The sequence below is a fragment of the Bifidobacterium sp. A11 genome, from assembly GCF_000499185.1.
In the GTDB taxonomy this organism is placed as follows: Bacteria; Actinomycetota; Actinomycetes; order Actinomycetales; family Bifidobacteriaceae; genus Bombiscardovia; species Bombiscardovia mizhiensis.
Genome location: NZ_AWUO01000001.1, coordinates 73,790 through 92,523, shown reverse-complemented (window position 1 = coordinate 92,523; position 18,734 = coordinate 73,790). Strand labels below are relative to the sequence as shown.

Here is an 18,734-nt window from a genome sequence, read left to right as displayed (position 1 = left end):
GCCTGCTACTTTTCCTGGCTGCCTGCCTGGAAGTACTCCATGGAACCGATGGGTCCTGCCAGATGGAAACCGCCATCCCGGTAGACGACCTTGGTGACAGCGGTGTTGTCCATATCAGGGATGGGGCAGTGGTCATCGATGGCCACCAGGAACTGTTGCAGGCACATGCCCGAGGAGACCACCAGGACAGGCCCGCCACCCTCTTCGATGGCAGACTGGGCGATGCGCGTCAGCACCGCGATCATTCTGCTGCGGACCTGGGCGGTGGTCTCCGCCCGATCCTGTTCCTCAAGTCCGGCGGAAAGGATGTCCTGGGCATCCAGCCGGTGGAAGGTGTCCTGCATATGGACGGAGATGTTCCTGCCGTAGGTTGCCTTGGCCGTAACGAAGTCCTTAAAACCCATGGCGGCGCAGACCTGGTCCAGAGTGGTGCGCTCGTCCCGGCCCTCGAAACTGCCGAAATTGTCCTCACGCAGGTCGGGATCCACGCCCACCGGTAGGTCCCCGTTGCCAGACATGTCGAGGGCCAGGCGGGCCGTTTCATATTGGCGGCTCAGATTGCCGCTCCAGGCCGCCCGGAAACGAATGGGCCGCAGACCCCGGCCGAACTGGCGCACGTCCTCGCGGCCTTGCCTGGTCAGGGGAAAATCGGACCAGCCCTGCATCAGATGCATGACATTGGCCGTCGTTCTGCCGTGACGGGTCAGGTAAAGGGTTGTCGAACCTGCTTCAGTGCTCGGTTCAGCGGCGGATTGTGATGATGATGCTCCATTGTTCATAGTTCATCACCCTACACGGCCCCCTTGCCGGGGCACTAGGGCACATCCATGGTCAGGACCTGATGAAACGGCCTCCGTCGCCCCAGGTCCAAGTGCCGCCGCCGGCGCCAATCTGGAAGTTCATTTTGGCTATGCCCAGATCGACCGCAGAGCCGTAAGCGACCGAGGGATCCAAAGTGGCGATCGCATCGCCTGTGTTCTTGTCCCAGGCGAAAACCACGGGCTGTCCGTTCATGGCCGAAGGTGCCTTGGCGGCAGCTGCAACGCCGGACCTGAACCATTCCGGTGCATCCTGGCGGTCCTGCGCGCTCATGGCTGAGGTCAGTTCCTCATAGCTCTTGGATGTTCGATGTTCGGCTTGACGTTGGCAAAGCATGGCGAAGTCCTGGTTGCCGTAGCCGATCTGGTCGGCCGGATAGCCGATGGTGACCACCAGATAGAGCGACTGACTAGGGGTGATCCGGCAGTGGCGCTCGGCTGCCTGACGGTCCCAGCTGCCCGACACCCATCCTGTCCCCAGTCCGTACAGGGTGGCGGCAAGAACCATGCGCTCGCCGTAAAAGCCGGCTTTCTCCAAGCTCTCCTGATCATCCTTGGGTCCGACCAGGGCCAGGTAGTTGGCCGCATTGGCCAGGTGGCCGGAAGCGTTGTCGGCCGCAAAGGCATCGGGCTTGCCCAGAACCAGCTGCATGTCCAGACCGCTCAACGTGTTCAGAGCGTTCAAGGTGCTGCTCAGCTGCCTGGCTAGGTCGGGATCGATGGGCTTGGGGTCGTATTCTCTGGTGGTGATGCGCACGTTGACTGCGTCAATAAGCTGTGTATGTTCGGTCATAATCTCATTATCCCACCCAATTATTCTTCCTGCAGGTAGTGGCACAAGCCAAGTGGAAGGGCCGCGCTTGGTCTGGCTTATACCGCTCCCAAGGGCTGCAGAGGCATGCCTTGGGGTACAATCACTACCGTGCCGGTTCGGACCCTCATCTTTGATCAGCTAAGGAGCAGCAATGATTGAAACAGCGCAGGCTTTCGGAGTGGATATAGGTGGATCCGGTATCAAGGCTGCCCCTGTTGACCTGACAATCGGTGATTTTGCCGAGCCTCGCAAGAAAATTCTCACTCCGGAGCACTCCACGCCGGAGGCTGTGGGTGTTGTCGTCAAAGAGCTCCTGGATCGCTTCGAGGTTTCCTCGGACGTGCCTGTAGGCATCGCCTTTCCAGCACCCGTCAAGCCTGATAAGCCGCTTGATTTCATGGCCAACCTGGACCAGGCCTGGGTGGGCACCAATGTTCAGGAGGTTCTTTCCAAGGCTTGCGGCAGGCCCGTCAGCGTTGTCAACGACGCGGATGCGGCCGGCCTTGCCGAGGTGCAATATGGGGCGGCCAAGGGACAGAAGGGTCTGGTCATCGCCACTACACTGGGCACCGGCATCGGCACGGCTCTGATATACAACGGCGTTCTGATCCCCAACAGCGAGCTGGGTCACCTGACGCTGGACGGCAAGGATGCAGAGAAGTACGCAGCCTCTTCGGTGCGTGACCGCAAGAAGCTGAGCTATAAGAAGTGGGCCAACCGTCTGACCAAGTACTATCGACTGCTCGAGCACTACTTCAATCCCGATTTCTTCGTCGTCGGCGGCGGTGTCAGTCGGATGAGCGAGAAGTTCCTGCCTCACATCGACATCAAGACCCCCATTGTGGCTGCCAAGCTACGCAACCAGGCTGGCATTGTGGGTGCCGCCTATCTGGCTGACCTTCGGCAAAAGCACCTGGGGTGAAGCAGGGCTTTTCCTGCGACCAACCTGTTTGGGGCGTTCTGGCCACTGCTGGATCGGATGAGGAGCTGAGAAACCGTGCATTTTTCTCACCGTACAGGGTCTGACCGCCCCAATCGCATTGCTCTGGCCGAGTCGGAAGCATGCTCCCAGGGTCTCAAGCTGGGCAGGCTGAATGATTCCAACCCCACCCGTTTCGGGCTGGCCCCGTCATTCCTACCCCAAGTCTATGAGGCTGAACCCAGGGGGCCTCGTAAGGCCCGTCAGGCCCTGGCTGAGTTTCTGACCAAGCGTCAAGAATTAGACAAGAATGAGGGCGCTGTGGCCGTCAATCCTGATGACCTCTACCTGCTCTCCTCCACATCCCAGGCTTATTCCTGGCTGATGAAGCTTCTCTGCGACCCGGGTGACGCCATTCTGGAACCCAGGCCTGGATATCCTCTCATAGAATCCATCGCCGGACTGGAGTGCGTTCGGACAATCCCATACCGCCTGTCTTACGACGGATCCTGGGTCCTTGACCTGGCCACGGTCAGGCAGGCCCTGGAGGGACCGGATGGCGATCGTATCCGTGCCTTGGTCCTCATCAACCCCAACAATCCCACGGGCTCCTACATTCATCCTGAAGAACGCCAGTCACTGCTGGATCTCTGCCAAGGGCATGGGGTGGCCATCATAGCGGACGAGGTCTTCTTCGACTACCCTCTGGATCCTCTGCCGGGTCGTGCCCGGTTGGCTGGCGAGGATCGGGTGCTGACCTTCGCCCTGGATGGGTTCTCGAAGAGCCTGGCAGCTCCCCACGCCAAGGTGGGCTGGATCCAGGTTTCCGGGCCGGCCGATCAGATTGTCGAGGCGAAGCGCCATCTTGACCTGATAGCCGACGATTATCTGCCCATGAGTCTGCTGATCAGCAAGGATATGGAATCCATGCTGGCAAGTATTCCCAGTCAGACCAGCCGAGTGGGGGAGCGTGTCAGGCGCAATCTTGAAACTCTTAGACATCTATTGGGCCAAAAGGAGTCCTGTGTCTCTCTGCTCAGACCCGAGGGGGGCTGGAACGTTCTGTTGCGCTTCCCCGAGGTCATTGACGAGGAGGAACTGATTCTCCGTCTGATTGGATCCTACGGGTTGACTGGCCAGCCCGGATACTTTTTCGACATGCCAGGCAACGGATATCTGGCCCTGTCACTCCTGCCGGAAACCTTGGAATTCCGCCGAAATGTGGACTCAGTCGTCTCAGCTATTGAAGAAATGTTGTGATGAAAACCCTCCTCTTGCCTGGTTTGCTCCGATAATAAGTGCGGAATGATCACCCGTCATGGAAGGGGGAGATTGGTGGGGCTCAATGATGAGCCACTGATTGCAATGTTGCACACGAAGGAGCAGTAACGATGGGGAACGGAAACAAGGATCGAAGGGAAGACCCGGCCGAGGGGGTTGGTGCTCGAGTCGGAGAGGACATCAAAGCCATGGCCTCTGTAGATGAGACCGGGGGTGCCGTCGCAGACCAAGGCGTGGATACGAGCCTGGCTCCGGATACTGGCAGAAAGCTCAACAGCAAGGAGAAGGTCCGTTTCGCCATTGGTTTCGCCCTGGTATCCTTGCTCTGGGCCGCGCCCTTTTCCATGGGTTCAGGCGTTCTTCTGCCTCAGATCTTCAATACCCTGCACGGGGTCAGCGCCGAAGCGGCCCTAGGGACGATGAATTCGATAGGCTGCGTATTCGCCTTGGTGGCCAACGTTGTTTTCGGTGCTCTCTCGGATATGTCCAGGTTCCGCGTCGGCAAACGCACCCCCTGGATCGTGCTGGGCGGCATCATAGGTGCCCTCGGTTTTCTGGTGATCATCCAGTCGCATACCCTTTTCATGATCATCTTTGGCTGGTGCATCGTCCAGGTGGGCATCAACTGCCTGATAGCCCCGGCTGTGGCGGTCCTCTCAGACAGGATTCCTGAATCGACCAGGGGAACCTATTCGGCTCTGTATGGTGCCAGCCAGGTGGTCGGCCAGCAACTGGGAAACATCATCGGCAGCTCGTTCATAGCCAACATCCGCACGGGCCTGATAGTCGGCATGATCATCTTCCTCTTCTCCGGAATCCTCACCGTGCTGATCTGGCCGCGCGAGAAGTCAGCTGCAAACACAGTCGTGGAACGGACTTGGGCTGACGTCGGCCGGTCCTTCATACCGCCCACCAAGAACAGCCGGGACTTCTACATGGCGCTTCTGGGCAGGTTCACTTTCATCGTCGGCTGTTACATGATCCAGGGCTACCAACTCTACATTCTGCAGAAGTACTGCCGTTTGAGCGATGACCAGGCTGCATCCACACTCAAGATCATGGCTCTGCTCTCGGTAATCACCACCATCCTGGCCGCTGTGGTCTCAGGCCCTCTCTCGGACTTCCTGCAGAAGAGGAAGGTGATTGTGGCCATCAGCTGTCTGATCATTGCTCTCGGGATGGTTTTCCCCTTCCTGATGCCGACCGCAACGGGCATGTACATTTATGCCGCCTTGGCTGGAATCGGCAACGGTTGCTATATGTCAGTGGACCAGGCGCTGAATGTCGATGTGCTGCCGAATGCCAAGGAGGCCGGCAAGGACCTGGGCATCCTCAACCTGGCCAATACCATAGGTCAGGTGATCGCCCCCGGGTGCACCACCCTGGTCATCGGTATTTTTGGTGGCTACAGGATGATCTTCCCCGTTGCCATCGTCTGCCTGCTGGCGGGGACCTTCTTCATCATGATGATCCGCAAGGTCAAGTGAGTCTGAAAACCTGTAATCCGGACCTGTGCTGAGCAGCGGCCCGGCCAATCGAATCCGAAAGGAAAATAGACATGACGGAAAAATCGCATACCAAAGCCAAGGATTTGGATCTGCAAGAGGAGGCCTCGCTGACCTCGGGATCCGACTCCTGGCACCTGCAGGGACTTCCCGACAAGGGCTATGAAGGCTATATGATCACCGATGGCCCCTACGGCCTGCGCAAGGCTACTGGCTCCGACGTCTACGGATCGGTTCCGGCCACCTGCTTCCCTCCGACCGCTGGGTTGGCCTCCTCATGGAATCCTGATCTGACCTACCAGGTGGGCCAGGCCATGGGCGAGGAGTGCATCCAGGAGAGGGTGGCCGTGATTCTGGGCCCCGGCATCAACATCAAGCGCAGCCCGCTGGGCGGCCGCAACTTCGAGTTTTACTCGGAGGACCCGATCCTGGCTGGGCATGAAGCCGCTGGTCTGGTCGAAGGGGTCCAGTCCAAGGGCGTGGGAACCTCTCTAAAACACTTTGCAGCCAACAACCAGGAGACCGACAGGCTCAGGGTCAGCTCTGACGTGGACGAGCGCACCTTGCGCGAGATCTATCTGCCGGCCTTTGAATACGTGGTCAGGAATGCCAAGCCCTGGACCATCATGTGCGCTTACAACAAGCTCAACGGGGTCTTCAGCTCGGAGAACCGCTGGCTGTTGACGAACGTGCTACGCGGCGAGTGGGGCTACCAGGGCATGGTCATGTCCGACTGGGGGGCCGTCCACAACAGGGTCAATGCCCTGCAGGCCGGGCTCAATCTGGAGATGCCGCCCTCACACACTGACGACCAGGTGGTTCAGGCCGTGCAGGCTGGCAAGTTGGACAAGGAACAGCTGGATAGGATGGCCCAGGGGATCCTGGACCTGATTGACAAGGCCCGTCCGGCCATGTCGCAGCACGGGTACCGATACGATGTTCAGGCGCACAACGACATGGCTCGTCGAGCGGCTCAGGAGTCCATCGTCCTTTTGCGCAACGAAGATCGGATTCTTCCTCTTGACCACCAGGAGAAGGTCGCTGTTATCGGCGAATTCGCCCGGACTCCGCGCTACCAGGGCGGAGGCTCCTCGCACATCACACCCACGGAGGTCTCTTCAGCGCTGGATGGCTTCAAAGAGGCCGGAATGAATGTGGACTTCGCGCCCGGGTTCACGTTTGACGACAAGGAGCAGGATCCGGCTCTGACCCAGCAGGCGCTTGAGGTTGCGCGCGGAGCCGACACTGTGGTGCTCTTCCTGGGGTTGCCTGAAGATGCCGAGTCCGAGGGCTTTGACCGCACCAGCATGGATCTTCCCGACAAGCAGGTGGCTCTGCTCAAGGCTGTCTCCGAGGTCAACGATCGTGTGGTCGTCGTCCTCTCCAATGGTGCCGTGGTGACTGTTGCCGACTGGATGGATAAGACCAAGGGTCTGCTGGAGACCTGGCTGCTGGGCCAGGAGGGCGGACGTGCCGTGGTGGATGTGCTGACCGGTGCCGCCAATCCCTCAGGCCATCTGCCCGAAACCATTCCGGTCCGGTTGGAGGACAACCCCACCATCACCTCCTTCCCTGGCGAGGAGGGACACTCCCGTTATGGCGAGGGCGTCTACGTGGGCTACCGCTATTACGACACCTTCCAGCGTCCGGTGGCCTTCCCCTTCGGCTTCGGGCTGTCCTATGCCGACTTCGATCTGGATCAGGTTGCAGTGACCAAGACCGGAGCCAACTCGGCCCGGGTGGAGGTGACGGTGACCAACACCTCGCAGGTGGATGGCGCTCAGACCGTGCAGGTCTATGTGGCCCCCTGCGCCAGCCGGGTGAACCGGCCCAGCCATGAGCTCAAGGCCTTCACCAAGGTCTTCCTGAAGGCCGGGCAGTCCCGCCGGGTGAGCATGGACCTGACCGAGCGTGACTTTGCCTACTGGTCCACGGCCATGGATACCTGGCATGTGGAGGCGGGCACCTACCGCATCCAGGTAGGCACTTCCAGCCGTGATCTGGTTGCGGAGCAGGATCTGCAGGTGGACGGCGACGGCAGGTTTATTCCCTTGAATGCTGAATCGACCATGGCTGAGTGGCGCGAGAATTCGATCGGTGGGCCCATCCTGCGCGATCGTATCGAGCAGGATGGTATACCGCTGCCTGACGATCCCAATACGGCCCAGCTTTTCGACACCATGCCTCTGGCCTCGGTCATCACCCTGTCGGGTGGCGATGGCAATGGCATCGTGGCCGACATGGTCGACCGGTATCACGAGGCCCTCAAACAGCAGGGCCTGGACTCCTGATACTGTAGTAGGTTGGGCTCAGGGTCCTAGGAACCAGACGGCCACATTCATGGCCTGACTGGAGTCGAAGTGCTCCAGCAGGACCATGGCGTTGGCCAAGGTCAGGACCAGGCCAGCCAGACAGGCCAGTGTCAGCAGGCTCATGATGGCCGCTCCCTCTGTGGAGCGGCCATCTTCGTATATTGAGGATGCAGCGGCCATGACCACCACGGCGGCCAGGCAGATCAGCCAGGCGAAATCAATGGTATAGCGCACTGAAAATCCGCCAATATAGGAGTCCGCGGCCATGACCAAGGCCGCCAGGGCCAGGGCCAGGATCAAGGTGGGCATCCATTCCCGGCGCTGCAGATCTTTTCGCACTCGGGGCAGGGCGATAAGGGCGATGGCCAGCAATAGTACCGGGGCGGTGACCAGGAGCCCTCCCAGGCCAGGTTCGGTGAAGTGCCAGACCCGCATGGGAGCGGGGGAGAATTGCAGGTAGGGGAAGATCGGCAGACTGGTCAACGGCTGCAACAGGTAGTAGCCAAAGATCTGAAGCAAGCCTTGGGTGCCGGGATGATAGTTGGTCAGATCCAGGACGGTCATCTGATACCGGTTGCCGAAGTCCAACAGGGATCCGAAGCGCCATCGGTTGTACCAGAGCAGGGGGGCGGCCACCAGGAGGACTGGCAAGAGGCCGCAGACCAGCAGGGATAGCGCCCGCCCCCGGGACAGGCCCTCAGGATGGCTTCCACGCGTGAACAGGGTACTGAACACTGCCTTTATTTCCCGGGCAAATAGGGGTAGTGCCAACAGACCGGCGGCCAGGAAGGTGGGTCGGCAACCCAGGGTGGCAGCCACTGACAGCGATCCCCAAAAGAGCCGGGTTCGGGACAGATGCCAGGAGTGGTCCCCGTCTTCTATGGTCCACATACGTGTTGACCGATGACTCGGGTGTTCAGCAGCGTCTGCAGTCTGTCGCTGGACCCGTCTGGCCCCCATCCAGAGCCAGAGTCCGGTCATAACGGCCAGCAAGGAGGCATCGAAGGGAATCGTATAGAAGTTCCGGCGGCACCAGAGGTAGACCATGCCGGATCCTCCTAGCATGGTCATAAGGGCCATGCCGACCACGGCCAAGTTGACCCGAGGGAACCAGCGGGCCAGCAGGCGGATGGTGGCCAGAGTCGTCATGACAGTGGCCGCCGCAACCAGCAGGGCTGCAGCCGAACTGGTGGGCAGGGCATAGCCGCCTGGATGCACCAGGCTGGTTATCACTCGATAGGGCAGGAAGAGCAGCAGCACCGGCAGGACACCGAAGTAGGAGTACCAGTGGCCGCCACGGTAAACGTAGTCCCAATATATAGGTTGTTGGTCCTGGGCCAGCAGTGCGTTGCGCGTTGGTATGTCAAAGGGGTTGGCCGCCTTGGCCAGACCCGCTGCCTGGCCCAGATCCAGCCAGGGTCGTCCATGAAGAAGGGCCTGGGCCACGTGATCGTACTGGTTGAAGTCGTAGACGTAGGCATGCGGCTGGTGGTAGGCCATGGGGGTGAAGGTGGACAGATCATGCTGGATGTTCCAGCAGGACCAGGCTGCCAGTGGGGCCAGAATCAGGGCCAGAACCAGACGTTGGCTCACTGAGCGCGTATCCAGCCGGGTCCGCCAGAGGATCGAGCCGGGCAGGTAGCCCAGGATCAGTGCCGCCAGACAGGTCAGCATCAGTATCCGCGCCAAGTTGAAATCCAGGGGGACCACCTTGGCTGGGGTCACTCCTGTCAGTTCCAGCCGGGAACCGATGGGCTCCTGTATCCATAGGCGCATGGCCTGGATCCGTGTGCCGCTGGGTTTCCCGCGGACGCGCAGGTAGTGGCTACGGGCCTGACCGGGGCAGATCAGCCCTCGTGTGCCCTGGATCCATCCCTTGCCGCCGGCCGGGCGCAGATCCAGACGTACATGGATCTGCGACAGGAATGAACCCTCGACATCCTCTGCCAGATGGGCCTGAACAAAGGATGCCTGTCCATCGACGACAGGAACATCCATCCAGGCGCCAGCCGGATCGGTGACTTTCAGCCCCCCGCCCGGGAGAGGGGACAGCCCTGGTCCCAGCCGACCTAGTGGGGAGTGGGCATCGGCCGTAGTCTGTGCCGGAGAGTTTGACGTGGAGCCCATCAGCGACTGCCAATGGGCCAGATTAAATACTCCCAGTTCGAGGATGAGCACCGCAACAAGCGCTACCAGCAGGCGAATGGTCGTGCCCCTGGCCGGGGTGGGTCGTCGCAGGGCTGGCAGAGTCATCACGGTTTTATTCTAACGGCGACATGTCTGGCTGGATTGGGACAATCAAAGGTATGTCCAAGAACGCGAAGAAGTCCCGGGGTTTCGGTGATCTGTCCGGCCTGGGCCGTTCCATTCTTTCCGCACTGGAGGGATTGGTGGGCTCCTCTCGGCCGACCAGAGGGGGTCGTGGGGATCATCCCCTGGATTCTTCGGTGGCCGACATGGTCGATCTAATCAACCGGACGGGAGGCCATCCGGATGATCGGCAGATGCGCGAATTCCTGGCTTCTCACAGCCGTATTCTGGGTATCGCTGTTAAGCGTCGGCTCTTTCCCCGCCTGCAGGGCGTGCCCGAGGGGCTGACGCTGGGCTGGGTCCAGTGGCCCGATGCCCCGGGCCGGGGATTCGCGTTGGGGATCTTCACCGATCACCGTCACTTTGCCCAGATCGCTCTGGCCGACGACCATGGCCGGGTCTTCATTGGCGAGCAGAGCCGGATGGATCTGCAGAACATGGAACCTGCCTTCTTGCTGGGCCGGGAGGAGGAGGTGACCCTGGCCGACGGTCGTCGGTTGGGCCGCGATCCGGGTCAGGATTCGGGCCCGGTCCATGCCCTGCAGGGTGCCGTAGCAGGCCGTGATGATGCCGGCCACATGCGTTGGCTGGCCTCCTGGTTGCGAGCCGATGGTCGCTATTGCCTGGAGCAGCTGCGTCCCCTCCTGCCTCCTGAGATGCGCCTGGACCTGGAGTATCGGGATGCTGTGGCCATCGCCTTCTTCGCCGCCTACCTGCTGCCGCGCATCCAGGGAACCTTCACCGGGTTCGGCTCGGGCAACATCTTCTATCGGCTCAACCGGGAGGCGCCCATGGGAGCCATCCGACGCAGCGTGGGCGACATGATCCAGGCACGCTCCCACGGACAGCGGGTCTCCGGACTGGAGGATCTGTTCGCCGACCTGATGCGTGAGGCCGGTGCTCTATCGCCCGTCTCAGGCCTTGAGGCCGTTCATGGGGCGGAGCCCCTGCATCTGTACGCTTCCTCCTACTCCGGCGCCTACTTCCTAAGCTGGGACAACGGACTGGAGTTCACTGCCGCGCTTGCGGCCCTGCGTATCGAGGGCAACCTCAACAGATTCGCCGCAGTCAGCGCCTGGTTGGAGCGCAATGCCCGTCTGGGAACGCTGCCCACCGAGGACTCGATCAATCGCGTCCAGGCAACCCGGCTGGACCAGGCACTTTTGGAGGATCCCGCCATCGTCGCCCTGCTGCGCCCGGGAGACTATCCGATTCGTTTCGATCCCCTGGAGGATGACGGCCGAACTGCTATCAATGCCATGGTTAACAAGGCTGCAGCCACTGCTGTCATGGTCCGTCAACAGGCTCCCCAGGCGCTGCCCGTGCGAGCGGACGGCCAGGGCCAGGAGCCGGTGCGATCCGAGTGGGTCTACCGGCAGACGATGGCCATGCTGATACGATCCCTTCGGTTGCCCTTCCGCTTCGACGTGGAGTTCAGATCCAATCTTGCCCAGGGACAGGTAGCCTTGGCCTTCACCGCGGCAGGGCGCACCATGATGCCCTCCAGCCGCTATGAGGACCAGTCGCGGGCCTGGCGGGACCTGGACGAGGGCGAGCGTTCTGCCATGAGCGCTGACTACAACCTGCGCGTCGGGCTGATGATGGCCGCACTGGCCTTCGGGGCGGATCCGTCCGTGCGCGAGGTCAGCCTGCAAATTGACTCCATCGGTCTGGAAGAGGCTGTCGACCAGCAGAACTCGGCCATCAGGACCATGATGGGACAGGCCTTGGAGGCCTTTGAGCGCATGCGTTCAGGCGAGGTGGCCCCTACAGGGTCCAAGGCTGATCCCAAGGATGGTGACGTGCACGGCGATCCCACCAAGCCCATTGCCTCCCGAATGGCTCCTGAGCAACAACAGGAAGACGGAGAGGACAAGGCCGAGGATCAGGGCGAAAAGGAATCCGTGGACCGCGAGTTCAAGGATCTCATGCAGGGCGTGGACCTTGACTCTGCCGCCTTTGCGCCGCCTTCGTCAGCCAATGGGGATGCATCGAAGGAGGATGTCCCGAATGAAGATGCCTCCGCAGATCAGACTGACGACGACGCATCCCAGAATCCGCTCAGCGCCCTGCAGAGCAATCCGACCATCCGCACCCTGGTCTCGGTGGTCTTCAGCAGGGAACTCTTCCTCTCCCGCATCCGTTCACAGGGGCTGAAGGATCCACGTGCCATCTACCGTTTCTTCGACGCGGCCATGCAGGTGGATCCCCAGGGCGGGCTCAAGCCCACCGAGGCCGTCTTCGACATGCACGATGACCGCTTCAGCCCCCATGGCAGCCAGGAGGAGCCCGAGTTTTCCGAGGTGGCCTTTGCCGACAAGTCTGCCCAGGCCCTGGGCGCACATAAGGCCGTCAATCTGTCCATCCAGCGTGCCGACCTGCTGCAGAGGGCTGTAGGCGGTTTCCATCAGCTGGCCTCCGACCGTACCATGACATCAGCGGCCAAGGCCCAGGCGGCCACGGGCATCACCCAGAGCATCGGTGACCCGGAGCTGGAACAGCTGGCCCCTCAGGTTGCCAGCGCCATGATCGACGGCACCCCTGTTCCCGACTTCGACTTCTCACTGTCCTCGCAGCTGGACAAGGAGCGTGTCAAAGCCCGCGACCTGCTCTTCTCCGGCGGCGCAGCCCAGGGCATACAGGTTGAGCAGGATGCCATTGCCCATATGGATGCCGTCTTTGCAGCCGAGGGCCAGGTGCCTCGCTACTTCAATTCATACGCCGAACGGGTGGTCTATAATCGCCTCTTCGCCACACCGGGGGAGCGGACCCTGCTCATTCCTGACAACCTCTTCTATGCCCACCTGGAGATAGCCGACCTGCTGGCCCAGCTCAAGGAGGATCAGGCGGCCCTCAAGCATCTGAACGCCATGGTGGCCTATGCGCCTGCCTACCCGCTCTCTCACCTGAAGCTGGCGGTCATGCTGGCCAACCGGGAGGACTGGGATTCGGCCCGGGCTGCCACACTGAACGCTCTGCGGGTGGCTCTGGACCGGGACGATGCCTCCTTCGCCTACTACCGTCTGGCCTATGCCTCATGGATGCGCGACGAGTTCGATGTGGCTGCGGCGGCCTATCTGATGAGCGAGCATATCAGTCCCGACCGGATACCAGCCCTCAAGACCGAGCTGGCCGAGCTGCAAGCCAGGGCCCGATCCCAGTGCGTGGTTCTGCCGGAAGACCACAGGCAGGCCCGCCGAGTGCTGGCTGAACACGGCCTGCCGGTCTGGCCTCACACCGAGGTGGCTTCGATAGTGCGCCAGGCCGCGCGCATCTGCGTGGATGGCGGGCTCTTCGTCCCGGCCCGAACACTGTCAATGGCGGCCGCCAGGATGAACGACGACGATAATGAAGGTGTTGATGTGGTACAGGCACAGTTCATGAGGTCGCTCAATGCATGACAAAACAGCTCAGGAAGATATTCAGCAAACCAGTGATGATGGCGGGGATGCCGGGTCCAGGCCCAGGCCGGGCACTGACCGATGGATAGCATCCCTCCAGCCCGACGATGCTGATGCCATGCGACTCGGAGAACTGGATCTTGACTCCTTGGGAGCCCAGCAGGCCCAGCGTCTCTGGTCCAGGCTGGCCGCCTGGGTGGAGTCCGACCAGGTCGCCTACTACATAGACGACGCGCCAGTCTCCTCCGACGCGGCATATGACGCCAGGATGCGCTGCCTGCAGGAGCTGGAGTCCCGCTTCCCCAGCCTGGATACCCCCCAGTCGCCAACGCACCGGGTCGGAGGGACCTTCTCCAACGACTTTGCCTCCGTCCGTCACCCCTCCCAGATGCTCAGTCTGGATGATGTCTTCAGCATTTCGGAGCTACGCCAGTGGTATGACGGGCTTCGCAGCGAGCTCGACTGGCCGCAGGACAAGGCCCTGCCCATGACCAGCGAGGTCAAGATCGATGGCCTGGCCCTGAACCTTCTCTACCGCAATGGGGTCCTGGAGCAGGGCCTGACCAGAGGAGACGGGGTGACTGGTGAGGACATCACCCTGAACGTCAGAACCATCCCAAGCATTCCGCAGAACCTGTCGGGCCCGGCGCGTGACATCCCAGAGTTCGTGGAGGTCCGTGGTGAGGTCTTCATGCGGTTTGACGACTTCAATGCCTTGAACGAGCAGCAGGAGCGGGAGGGCAAGGCGCCCTTTGCCAACCCCCGCAACGCCGCCGCCGGATCCCTTAGGCAGAAGGATCCGCGCATCACCGCCAGCCGGCGTCTAAGCTTCTACGCTCATGGCCTGGGATCACTGAGGTGGGGACCGGCCCATCCCAAGGGGACCCACGACGAGGTCATCGACCAGTCCCAGGCCTATGACCTCTATAAGCAGTGGGGGATTCCGGTCTCCCCTCACAACAGGGTCGTCACCTCCTTCGATCAGATCCTGGACATGATCGACTATTACGGCCAGCACCGCAATGACATCGAGCACGCCTTGGATGGCATCGTGGTCAAGCTTCAGGATCGGGATCTCCAGCGCAGGCTGGGTGCCACCTCACGTGCCCCCCGCTGGGCCGTGGCCTACAAATATCCACCGGAGGAGGTCAATACTCGGCTTCTGGACATCACCGTCCAGGTGGGCAGGACCGGGCGAATCACCCCGGTGGCTGTTCTCACCCCGGTCACCGTGGCCGGGTCCACGGTTTCCAGGACAACCCTCCACAACGCCTCCGAGGTCAAACGCAAGGGGATTCTGATCGGGGACACGGTCGTGGTCCGCAAGGCGGGCGACGTAATCCCCGAGCTGGTCGGACCAGTCGTCGAGGCCAGGAAGGGGCGCGAGAAGGACCTGAGGCCCTTCGTCATGCCCGAGACCTGCCCCAGCTGTGGCGCCCGCTTGGCCCCGGCCAAGGAGGGCGACGTGGACATTCGCTGCCCCAATGTGGAGTCCTGTCCAGCCCAGCTGACCGAGCGGATCATCCATATGGCCTCGCGAAAGGCCCTGGACATCGAGCATCTGGGGGAACAGAGTGCCATAGCCCTGACCAACCCCGATGAGAACCGGCCCGATTCCGTTGAAGTCTATGCCCCTGGTCTGCGTGAGGTCCTGGTTGACCAGGGCGGCCAGGCAGCCCCCTACCAGCCGGATCCGGATCTGAAGCTTCCGCCCCGGCAGGATCCGGTCCTGACCAGCGAGGCGGGCCTGTTCGACCTGAAGGTGGAGGACCTGCGTCAGGTCTATGTCTGGCGTGAGGTCCCCCTGATGGAGCAGGTGGAGGTCGAAGGCCGGCAGGGGCGTACAACAACCAAGCGCCGGACTGGCGGCAGCGGTCTTTGGTACCGGGTGCCAGCCTTCTATAATCTGCCCAAGAGTGCTCAAGCGGGCCAGGGCGAGCGGGCCATGAACAGTCATGAGACCCAGGTCCAGGAGGCTGCCCTGGGCAGTGCCGACGCCCAACCCTCCAGAAACACCCTGCAGATGCTTGAAGAGATTGACAAGGCCAAGCATGCCGACCTGTGGAGGGTTCTGGTGGCCCTGTCCATCCGGCACCTGGGACCGACCTCGGCTCGGGCCATAGCTACCCGCTTCCCGTCACTGCAGGCCGTGGAGGAGGCCAGCGTGGAGGACCTGTCCGAGCTGGACGGTGTGGGCCCCGAGATTGCTCACTCCATCCACGACTGGTTCCAGGGCGCCAGGCAGCCAGGTGACTGGCGTGGGCGCATCCTGGATGCCTGGCAGGCTGCCGGGGTGGGCGCTCATGTCGAACGCAGCACCAAGCCGCAGACCCTGAAAGGCATGACCGTGGTGGTCACCGGCAGCCTGGAGGACTTCTCCAGAGACTCAGCCAAGGAGGCCATCGTGGAGCGCGGCGGCAAAGCCTCGGGGTCCGTCAGCAAAAAGACCACCTATGTGGTGGTGGGCGCCAATCCGGGCTCCAAGGCCGACAAGGCTGAGAGTCTGGGCCTGCCCATCCTGGACGAGGCGGCTTTCCACCGCCTGCTCGATACCGGCGACCCCAACCCGGCCCAAGGTTGATTGTGACATTCGCAATATCCGACCAGCCGCGCCCTAGCAGCCGATGGCTGGTCGCGATATGGTGACGGCATGGAACAAGTAGAGCATCGCAAGGAAGGGACCCGGAATCTGGAGGAGCTGCCTCGAAGAATCAAGGGGGAGGTCTATGAGCGGCTCAGCCGGGTCATCGATCCAGAGCTGGGACGGTCCATCACCGATCTGGGCATGATCACCGACATCATTGTCGAACCAGCCAGGGATGCCCAGGCCGACTATGAGGTGACCGTGCGGGTGGAGCTGACCATCAAGGGTTGCCCGCTGTCGACCACCATCACCAACCAGATCAATGGGACCGTGACTTCCTATCCGCGAGCCCGGCTGCGCCCCCATATCGATGTTTCCTCCATGAGCCGGGAGAAACTGGACAACCTGGTGGCCGATCTCAAGGCCGCCCGGCGCAGCAACCCCTTCTCCAAGCCTGGCGTGGGTACCCGCATCTTCGCCATCGCCTCGGGCAAGGGCGGCGTGGGTAAGTCCTCGGTGACGGTCAACCTGGCGGCCACGCTGGCTGCCTTGGGCTATGACACGGCCGCCATTGATGCGGACATCTACGGATTCTCCCTGCCTGGGCTCTTTGGCGTACACAGCCGGCCCACCAATCTGCACGGCATGCTGATGCCGGTCACCGCCTGGGGGGTCAAACTGATATCCATTGGCATGTTCGCTGGGTCGGACCGGGCCATCCTCTGGAGAGGCCCCCGCCTGCAGCGCTCGCTGGAGCAGTTCCTCTCTGATGTCTGGTGGGGCGACCCTGATGTGCTCCTGCTGGATCTGGCCCCAGGCACCGGGGATATGGCCCTGTCCGTGGCCCAGGCCCTGCCCAATAGTCGTCTGATCGTGGTTACCACTCCACAGCCTTCAGCTTCGCAGGTGGCCGTGCGTTCAGGTTTGGTGGCCCTCCAGCTGCCCACCAAGGTCCAGGGTGTAGTCGAGAACATGTCCTGGTATGAGCACAATGGCGAGCGGCTGCGTATCTTCGGTCAAGGAGGTGGCCAACGGGTGGCCGATCAGCTGACCCGGGATCTGGGGTATCAGGTGCCCCTCTTGGAGCAGCTGCCTCTGCAGACCGACCTGCGCGAGTCGGGGGAGTCCGGCCGTCCGGCTGTCTTGAGGTCAGATGGCTCCTTGGATGATTCGCCGCTGACCAAACGATTCGTGGATCTGGCCAAGACCCTGATGGAAGGTTCGCAGCCTGGCGATGCTCGTCGGGCCGCCGGTGAGGACTGACTCTAAAACAAGGTTATTAGTCCGGTGCCGTGCCCTGCCCGAGATTAGACGGCGGCCGGGCTCTTTTGGCTGGTGATCTGCTGCGAAGGGATGGCCAGGAACCAGGGAACTGCCAGCATGACCAAGCCGATGGCACACATAGCCAGGAAGGGAATGACCTCATGTCCGGCCAGGATGTAGGAGGCGAACATGGGTCCCACGATGTAGCCCAGGGAGGCGGCCGTGTTGAGCAGGCCGAACATACGTCCGCTGAATGATGGCCCGGCCAACTCAGCGGCCACCACCGGCTGGGAGATGCCCATCATGACCTCGCCCAGCCCGAAGATGGTGATGCCCAGGGAGGCCACGCTCAGGGCGCCGGGAGTGGAATCCAGGCGCAGACCCAGGACGATGATCACCCAGGCCGCAGCCCAGAAGACCGGCACGGTACGCAGCAGGCGTACATGGTTGGCGTCCTTGAGCCGGGGTAGCAGCACGATGTTCATGATGACCACCGAGAAGGTGTTGACCACGTCCACTACCGACAGGGACCAGCGGGGGATGTGCGGATCTGAGATCAGGGTGGTGACCAAGCCGGCGTCGAACTGGGAGTAGCCGAACAGGTCCATGAAGAAGGTGCCCAGGGTCAGCAACGCCATGGAGGCCAGCACCCTGGTCAGCGAGCTGGTCCGCCCGCCGAAGGTGCCGTTGGCGGTCATGCTTTCTGTGCTGTCTGCCCGGCTGGCCTTTAGGGCATGGGTTGCCTCTGCGGATTCCTGGACGACCTCCCGTTCTGCCTTGGCCTTGAGCTCAGCCGTCAACCGTCGCAGCTGCCAGTGTCGTTCGATGACCAGCAGGGACAGGCTGAGCAGGGCGAATCCCAGGGCCCTGCCGCCAAAACCAATGCGATAGAGGAAGTCCTGACCACCTGCGGCCAGCAGACCGCCTACAGCCGCTCCCAGTCCGATGCCCAAGTTGAGCTCAGCCTGGTTGATGCCGTAGACGATCCGGTGCTGCTCCCTGGTGGAGATCTGCGTCAGAATGCTGGCCCAGGAGGTCTGCATGCCCATCCCCAGGCCCGAGACGAAGGCTCCCGCCACTGCTGCCCGGTAGTCGTGGGCCACGGTGAAAATCAGGGGGCCGATGACCGAGAAGATCATGGCCGTGTGCATGGCCAGCCAGGAGGAGCGACGATCCGAGACCCAGCCGATGATGGGGTTGGAGATCAGCGACCCTACCGAGCTGATGGTCACCAGGAGGGCGGCCTCGCTCATGGTGGCACCCAGGGAATGGGTGGCGAAGAGCAGTTCGATGGGCATAACCAGACCGATGCCGAAGTTGCACATGAGATCCACGATGAGCATGGCTCGCAGATATACGGGCAACTCCATGAACTCACGCAGCCAGCGCATCGGTTTCCACCTCCATCGGATCGGTTTTCGTACCTCTCCTCATTCTGGCCTGACCGCCTGCCGGGATGCCGGGGCTGGCGTGTTGCCATCAATGGGCGGATGCCGATGGTTGTGACGACGCAAAAAGGCCCGACCC

11 protein-coding genes are annotated in these 18,734 nt (G+C 61.8%); 7 read left to right on the top strand and 4 right to left on the bottom strand.

What is annotated here, in order from left to right:
- Positions 1 to 5: 5 nt before the first annotated feature.
- Both P273_RS0100355 and P273_RS0100350 read right to left on the bottom strand, forming a co-directional pair.
- The gene (locus tag P273_RS0100355; protein WP_024626546.1) at positions 6 to 779 is read right to left on the bottom strand and encodes a histidine phosphatase family protein; all 774 of its coding nucleotides are present in this window, start codon (positions 777 to 779) and stop codon (positions 6 to 8) included.
- Positions 780 to 831: 52 nt separating this feature from the next.
- Positions 832 to 1,611, bottom strand: coding sequence for a nitroreductase family protein (locus P273_RS0100350; RefSeq protein ID WP_024626545.1), 780 nt, complete (start codon positions 1,609 to 1,611; stop codon positions 832 to 834).
- Between the two features lie 172 nt (positions 1,612 to 1,783).
- On the opposite strand from P273_RS0100350, the gene ppgK reads away from it, so the two are divergent.
- The 4 genes from ppgK to P273_RS0100330 all read left to right on the top strand — a co-directional run bounded on the left by ppgK (position 1,784) and on the right by P273_RS0100330 (position 7,628).
- Positions 1,784 to 2,554: a polyphosphate--glucose phosphotransferase gene (gene ppgK / locus P273_RS0100345; protein WP_024626544.1), complete on the top strand. Its 771-nt coding sequence runs from the start codon at positions 1,784 to 1,786 to the stop codon at positions 2,552 to 2,554.
- A 75-nt stretch (positions 2,555 to 2,629) separates the two neighbouring features.
- Positions 2,630 to 3,811, top strand: coding sequence for a pyridoxal phosphate-dependent aminotransferase (locus P273_RS0100340; protein WP_024626543.1), 1,182 nt, complete (start codon positions 2,630 to 2,632; stop codon positions 3,809 to 3,811).
- 131 nt (positions 3,812 to 3,942) lie between these two features.
- Positions 3,943 to 5,319, top strand: coding sequence for an MFS transporter (locus P273_RS0100335; RefSeq protein WP_081709188.1), 1,377 nt, complete (start codon positions 3,943 to 3,945; stop codon positions 5,317 to 5,319).
- Between the two features lie 71 nt (positions 5,320 to 5,390).
- Positions 5,391 to 7,628 carry an exo-alpha-(1->6)-L-arabinopyranosidase gene (locus tag P273_RS0100330; protein ID WP_024626541.1) on the top strand — a complete coding sequence of 746 codons (2,238 nt, stop codon included), beginning with the start codon at positions 5,391 to 5,393 and terminating at the stop codon, positions 7,626 to 7,628.
- A gap of 18 nt (positions 7,629 to 7,646) precedes the next feature.
- On the opposite strand, the gene P273_RS0100325 is transcribed toward P273_RS0100330, so the two are convergent.
- Positions 7,647 to 9,905, bottom strand: coding sequence for a hypothetical protein (locus tag P273_RS0100325; protein WP_155804659.1), 2,259 nt, complete (start codon positions 9,903 to 9,905; stop codon positions 7,647 to 7,649).
- A 50-nt stretch (positions 9,906 to 9,955) separates the two neighbouring features.
- Between P273_RS0100325 and P273_RS0100320 the strand changes: the two genes are divergently transcribed.
- The 3 genes from P273_RS0100320 to P273_RS0100310 all read left to right on the top strand — a co-directional run bounded on the left by P273_RS0100320 (position 9,956) and on the right by P273_RS0100310 (position 17,207).
- Complete coding sequence (locus P273_RS0100320; protein ID WP_029675951.1) at positions 9,956 to 13,360, top strand: hypothetical protein; 3,405 nt, start codon at positions 9,956 to 9,958, stop codon at positions 13,358 to 13,360.
- The gene (ligA, locus tag P273_RS0100315; RefSeq protein ID WP_024626538.1) at positions 13,353 to 15,941 is read left to right on the top strand and encodes an NAD-dependent DNA ligase LigA; all 2,589 of its coding nucleotides are present in this window, start codon (positions 13,353 to 13,355) and stop codon (positions 15,939 to 15,941) included. Before P273_RS0100320 ends, ligA begins: the two co-directional genes overlap by 8 nt.
- Positions 15,942 to 16,010: 69 nt before the next feature.
- Positions 16,011 to 17,207, top strand: coding sequence for an Mrp/NBP35 family ATP-binding protein (locus P273_RS0100310; RefSeq protein WP_024626537.1), 1,197 nt, complete (start codon positions 16,011 to 16,013; stop codon positions 17,205 to 17,207).
- Between the two features lie 44 nt (positions 17,208 to 17,251).
- Here P273_RS0100310 and P273_RS0100305 read toward each other — a convergent pair whose 3' ends face one another.
- Complete coding sequence (locus P273_RS0100305; RefSeq protein ID WP_024626536.1) at positions 17,252 to 18,598, bottom strand: MFS transporter; 1,347 nt, start codon at positions 18,596 to 18,598, stop codon at positions 17,252 to 17,254.
- Positions 18,599 to 18,734: the final 136 nt, after the last annotated feature.

Bases quoted from the DNA above. Each gene is read 5' to 3' on its own strand.
- P273_RS0100355 (WP_024626546.1), bottom strand. From the start codon at position 779: ATGAACAATGGAGCATCATCATCACAATCCGCCGCTGAACCGAGCACT.
- P273_RS0100350 (WP_024626545.1), bottom strand. From the start codon at position 1,611: ATGACCGAACATACACAGCTTATTGACGCAGTCAACGTGCGCATCACC.
- ppgK (WP_024626544.1), top strand. From the start codon at position 1,784: ATGATTGAAACAGCGCAGGCTTTCGGAGTGGATATAGGTGGATCCGGT.
- P273_RS0100335 (WP_081709188.1), top strand. From the start codon at position 3,943: ATGGGGAACGGAAACAAGGATCGAAGGGAAGACCCGGCCGAGGGGGTT.
- P273_RS0100330 (WP_024626541.1), top strand. From the start codon at position 5,391: ATGACGGAAAAATCGCATACCAAAGCCAAGGATTTGGATCTGCAAGAG.
- P273_RS0100320 (WP_029675951.1), top strand. From the start codon at position 9,956: ATGTCCAAGAACGCGAAGAAGTCCCGGGGTTTCGGTGATCTGTCCGGC.
- ligA (WP_024626538.1), top strand. From the start codon at position 13,353: ATGCATGACAAAACAGCTCAGGAAGATATTCAGCAAACCAGTGATGAT.
- P273_RS0100310 (WP_024626537.1), top strand. From the start codon at position 16,011: ATGGAACAAGTAGAGCATCGCAAGGAAGGGACCCGGAATCTGGAGGAG.
- P273_RS0100305 (WP_024626536.1), bottom strand. From the start codon at position 18,598: ATGCGCTGGCTGCGTGAGTTCATGGAGTTGCCCGTATATCTGCGAGCC.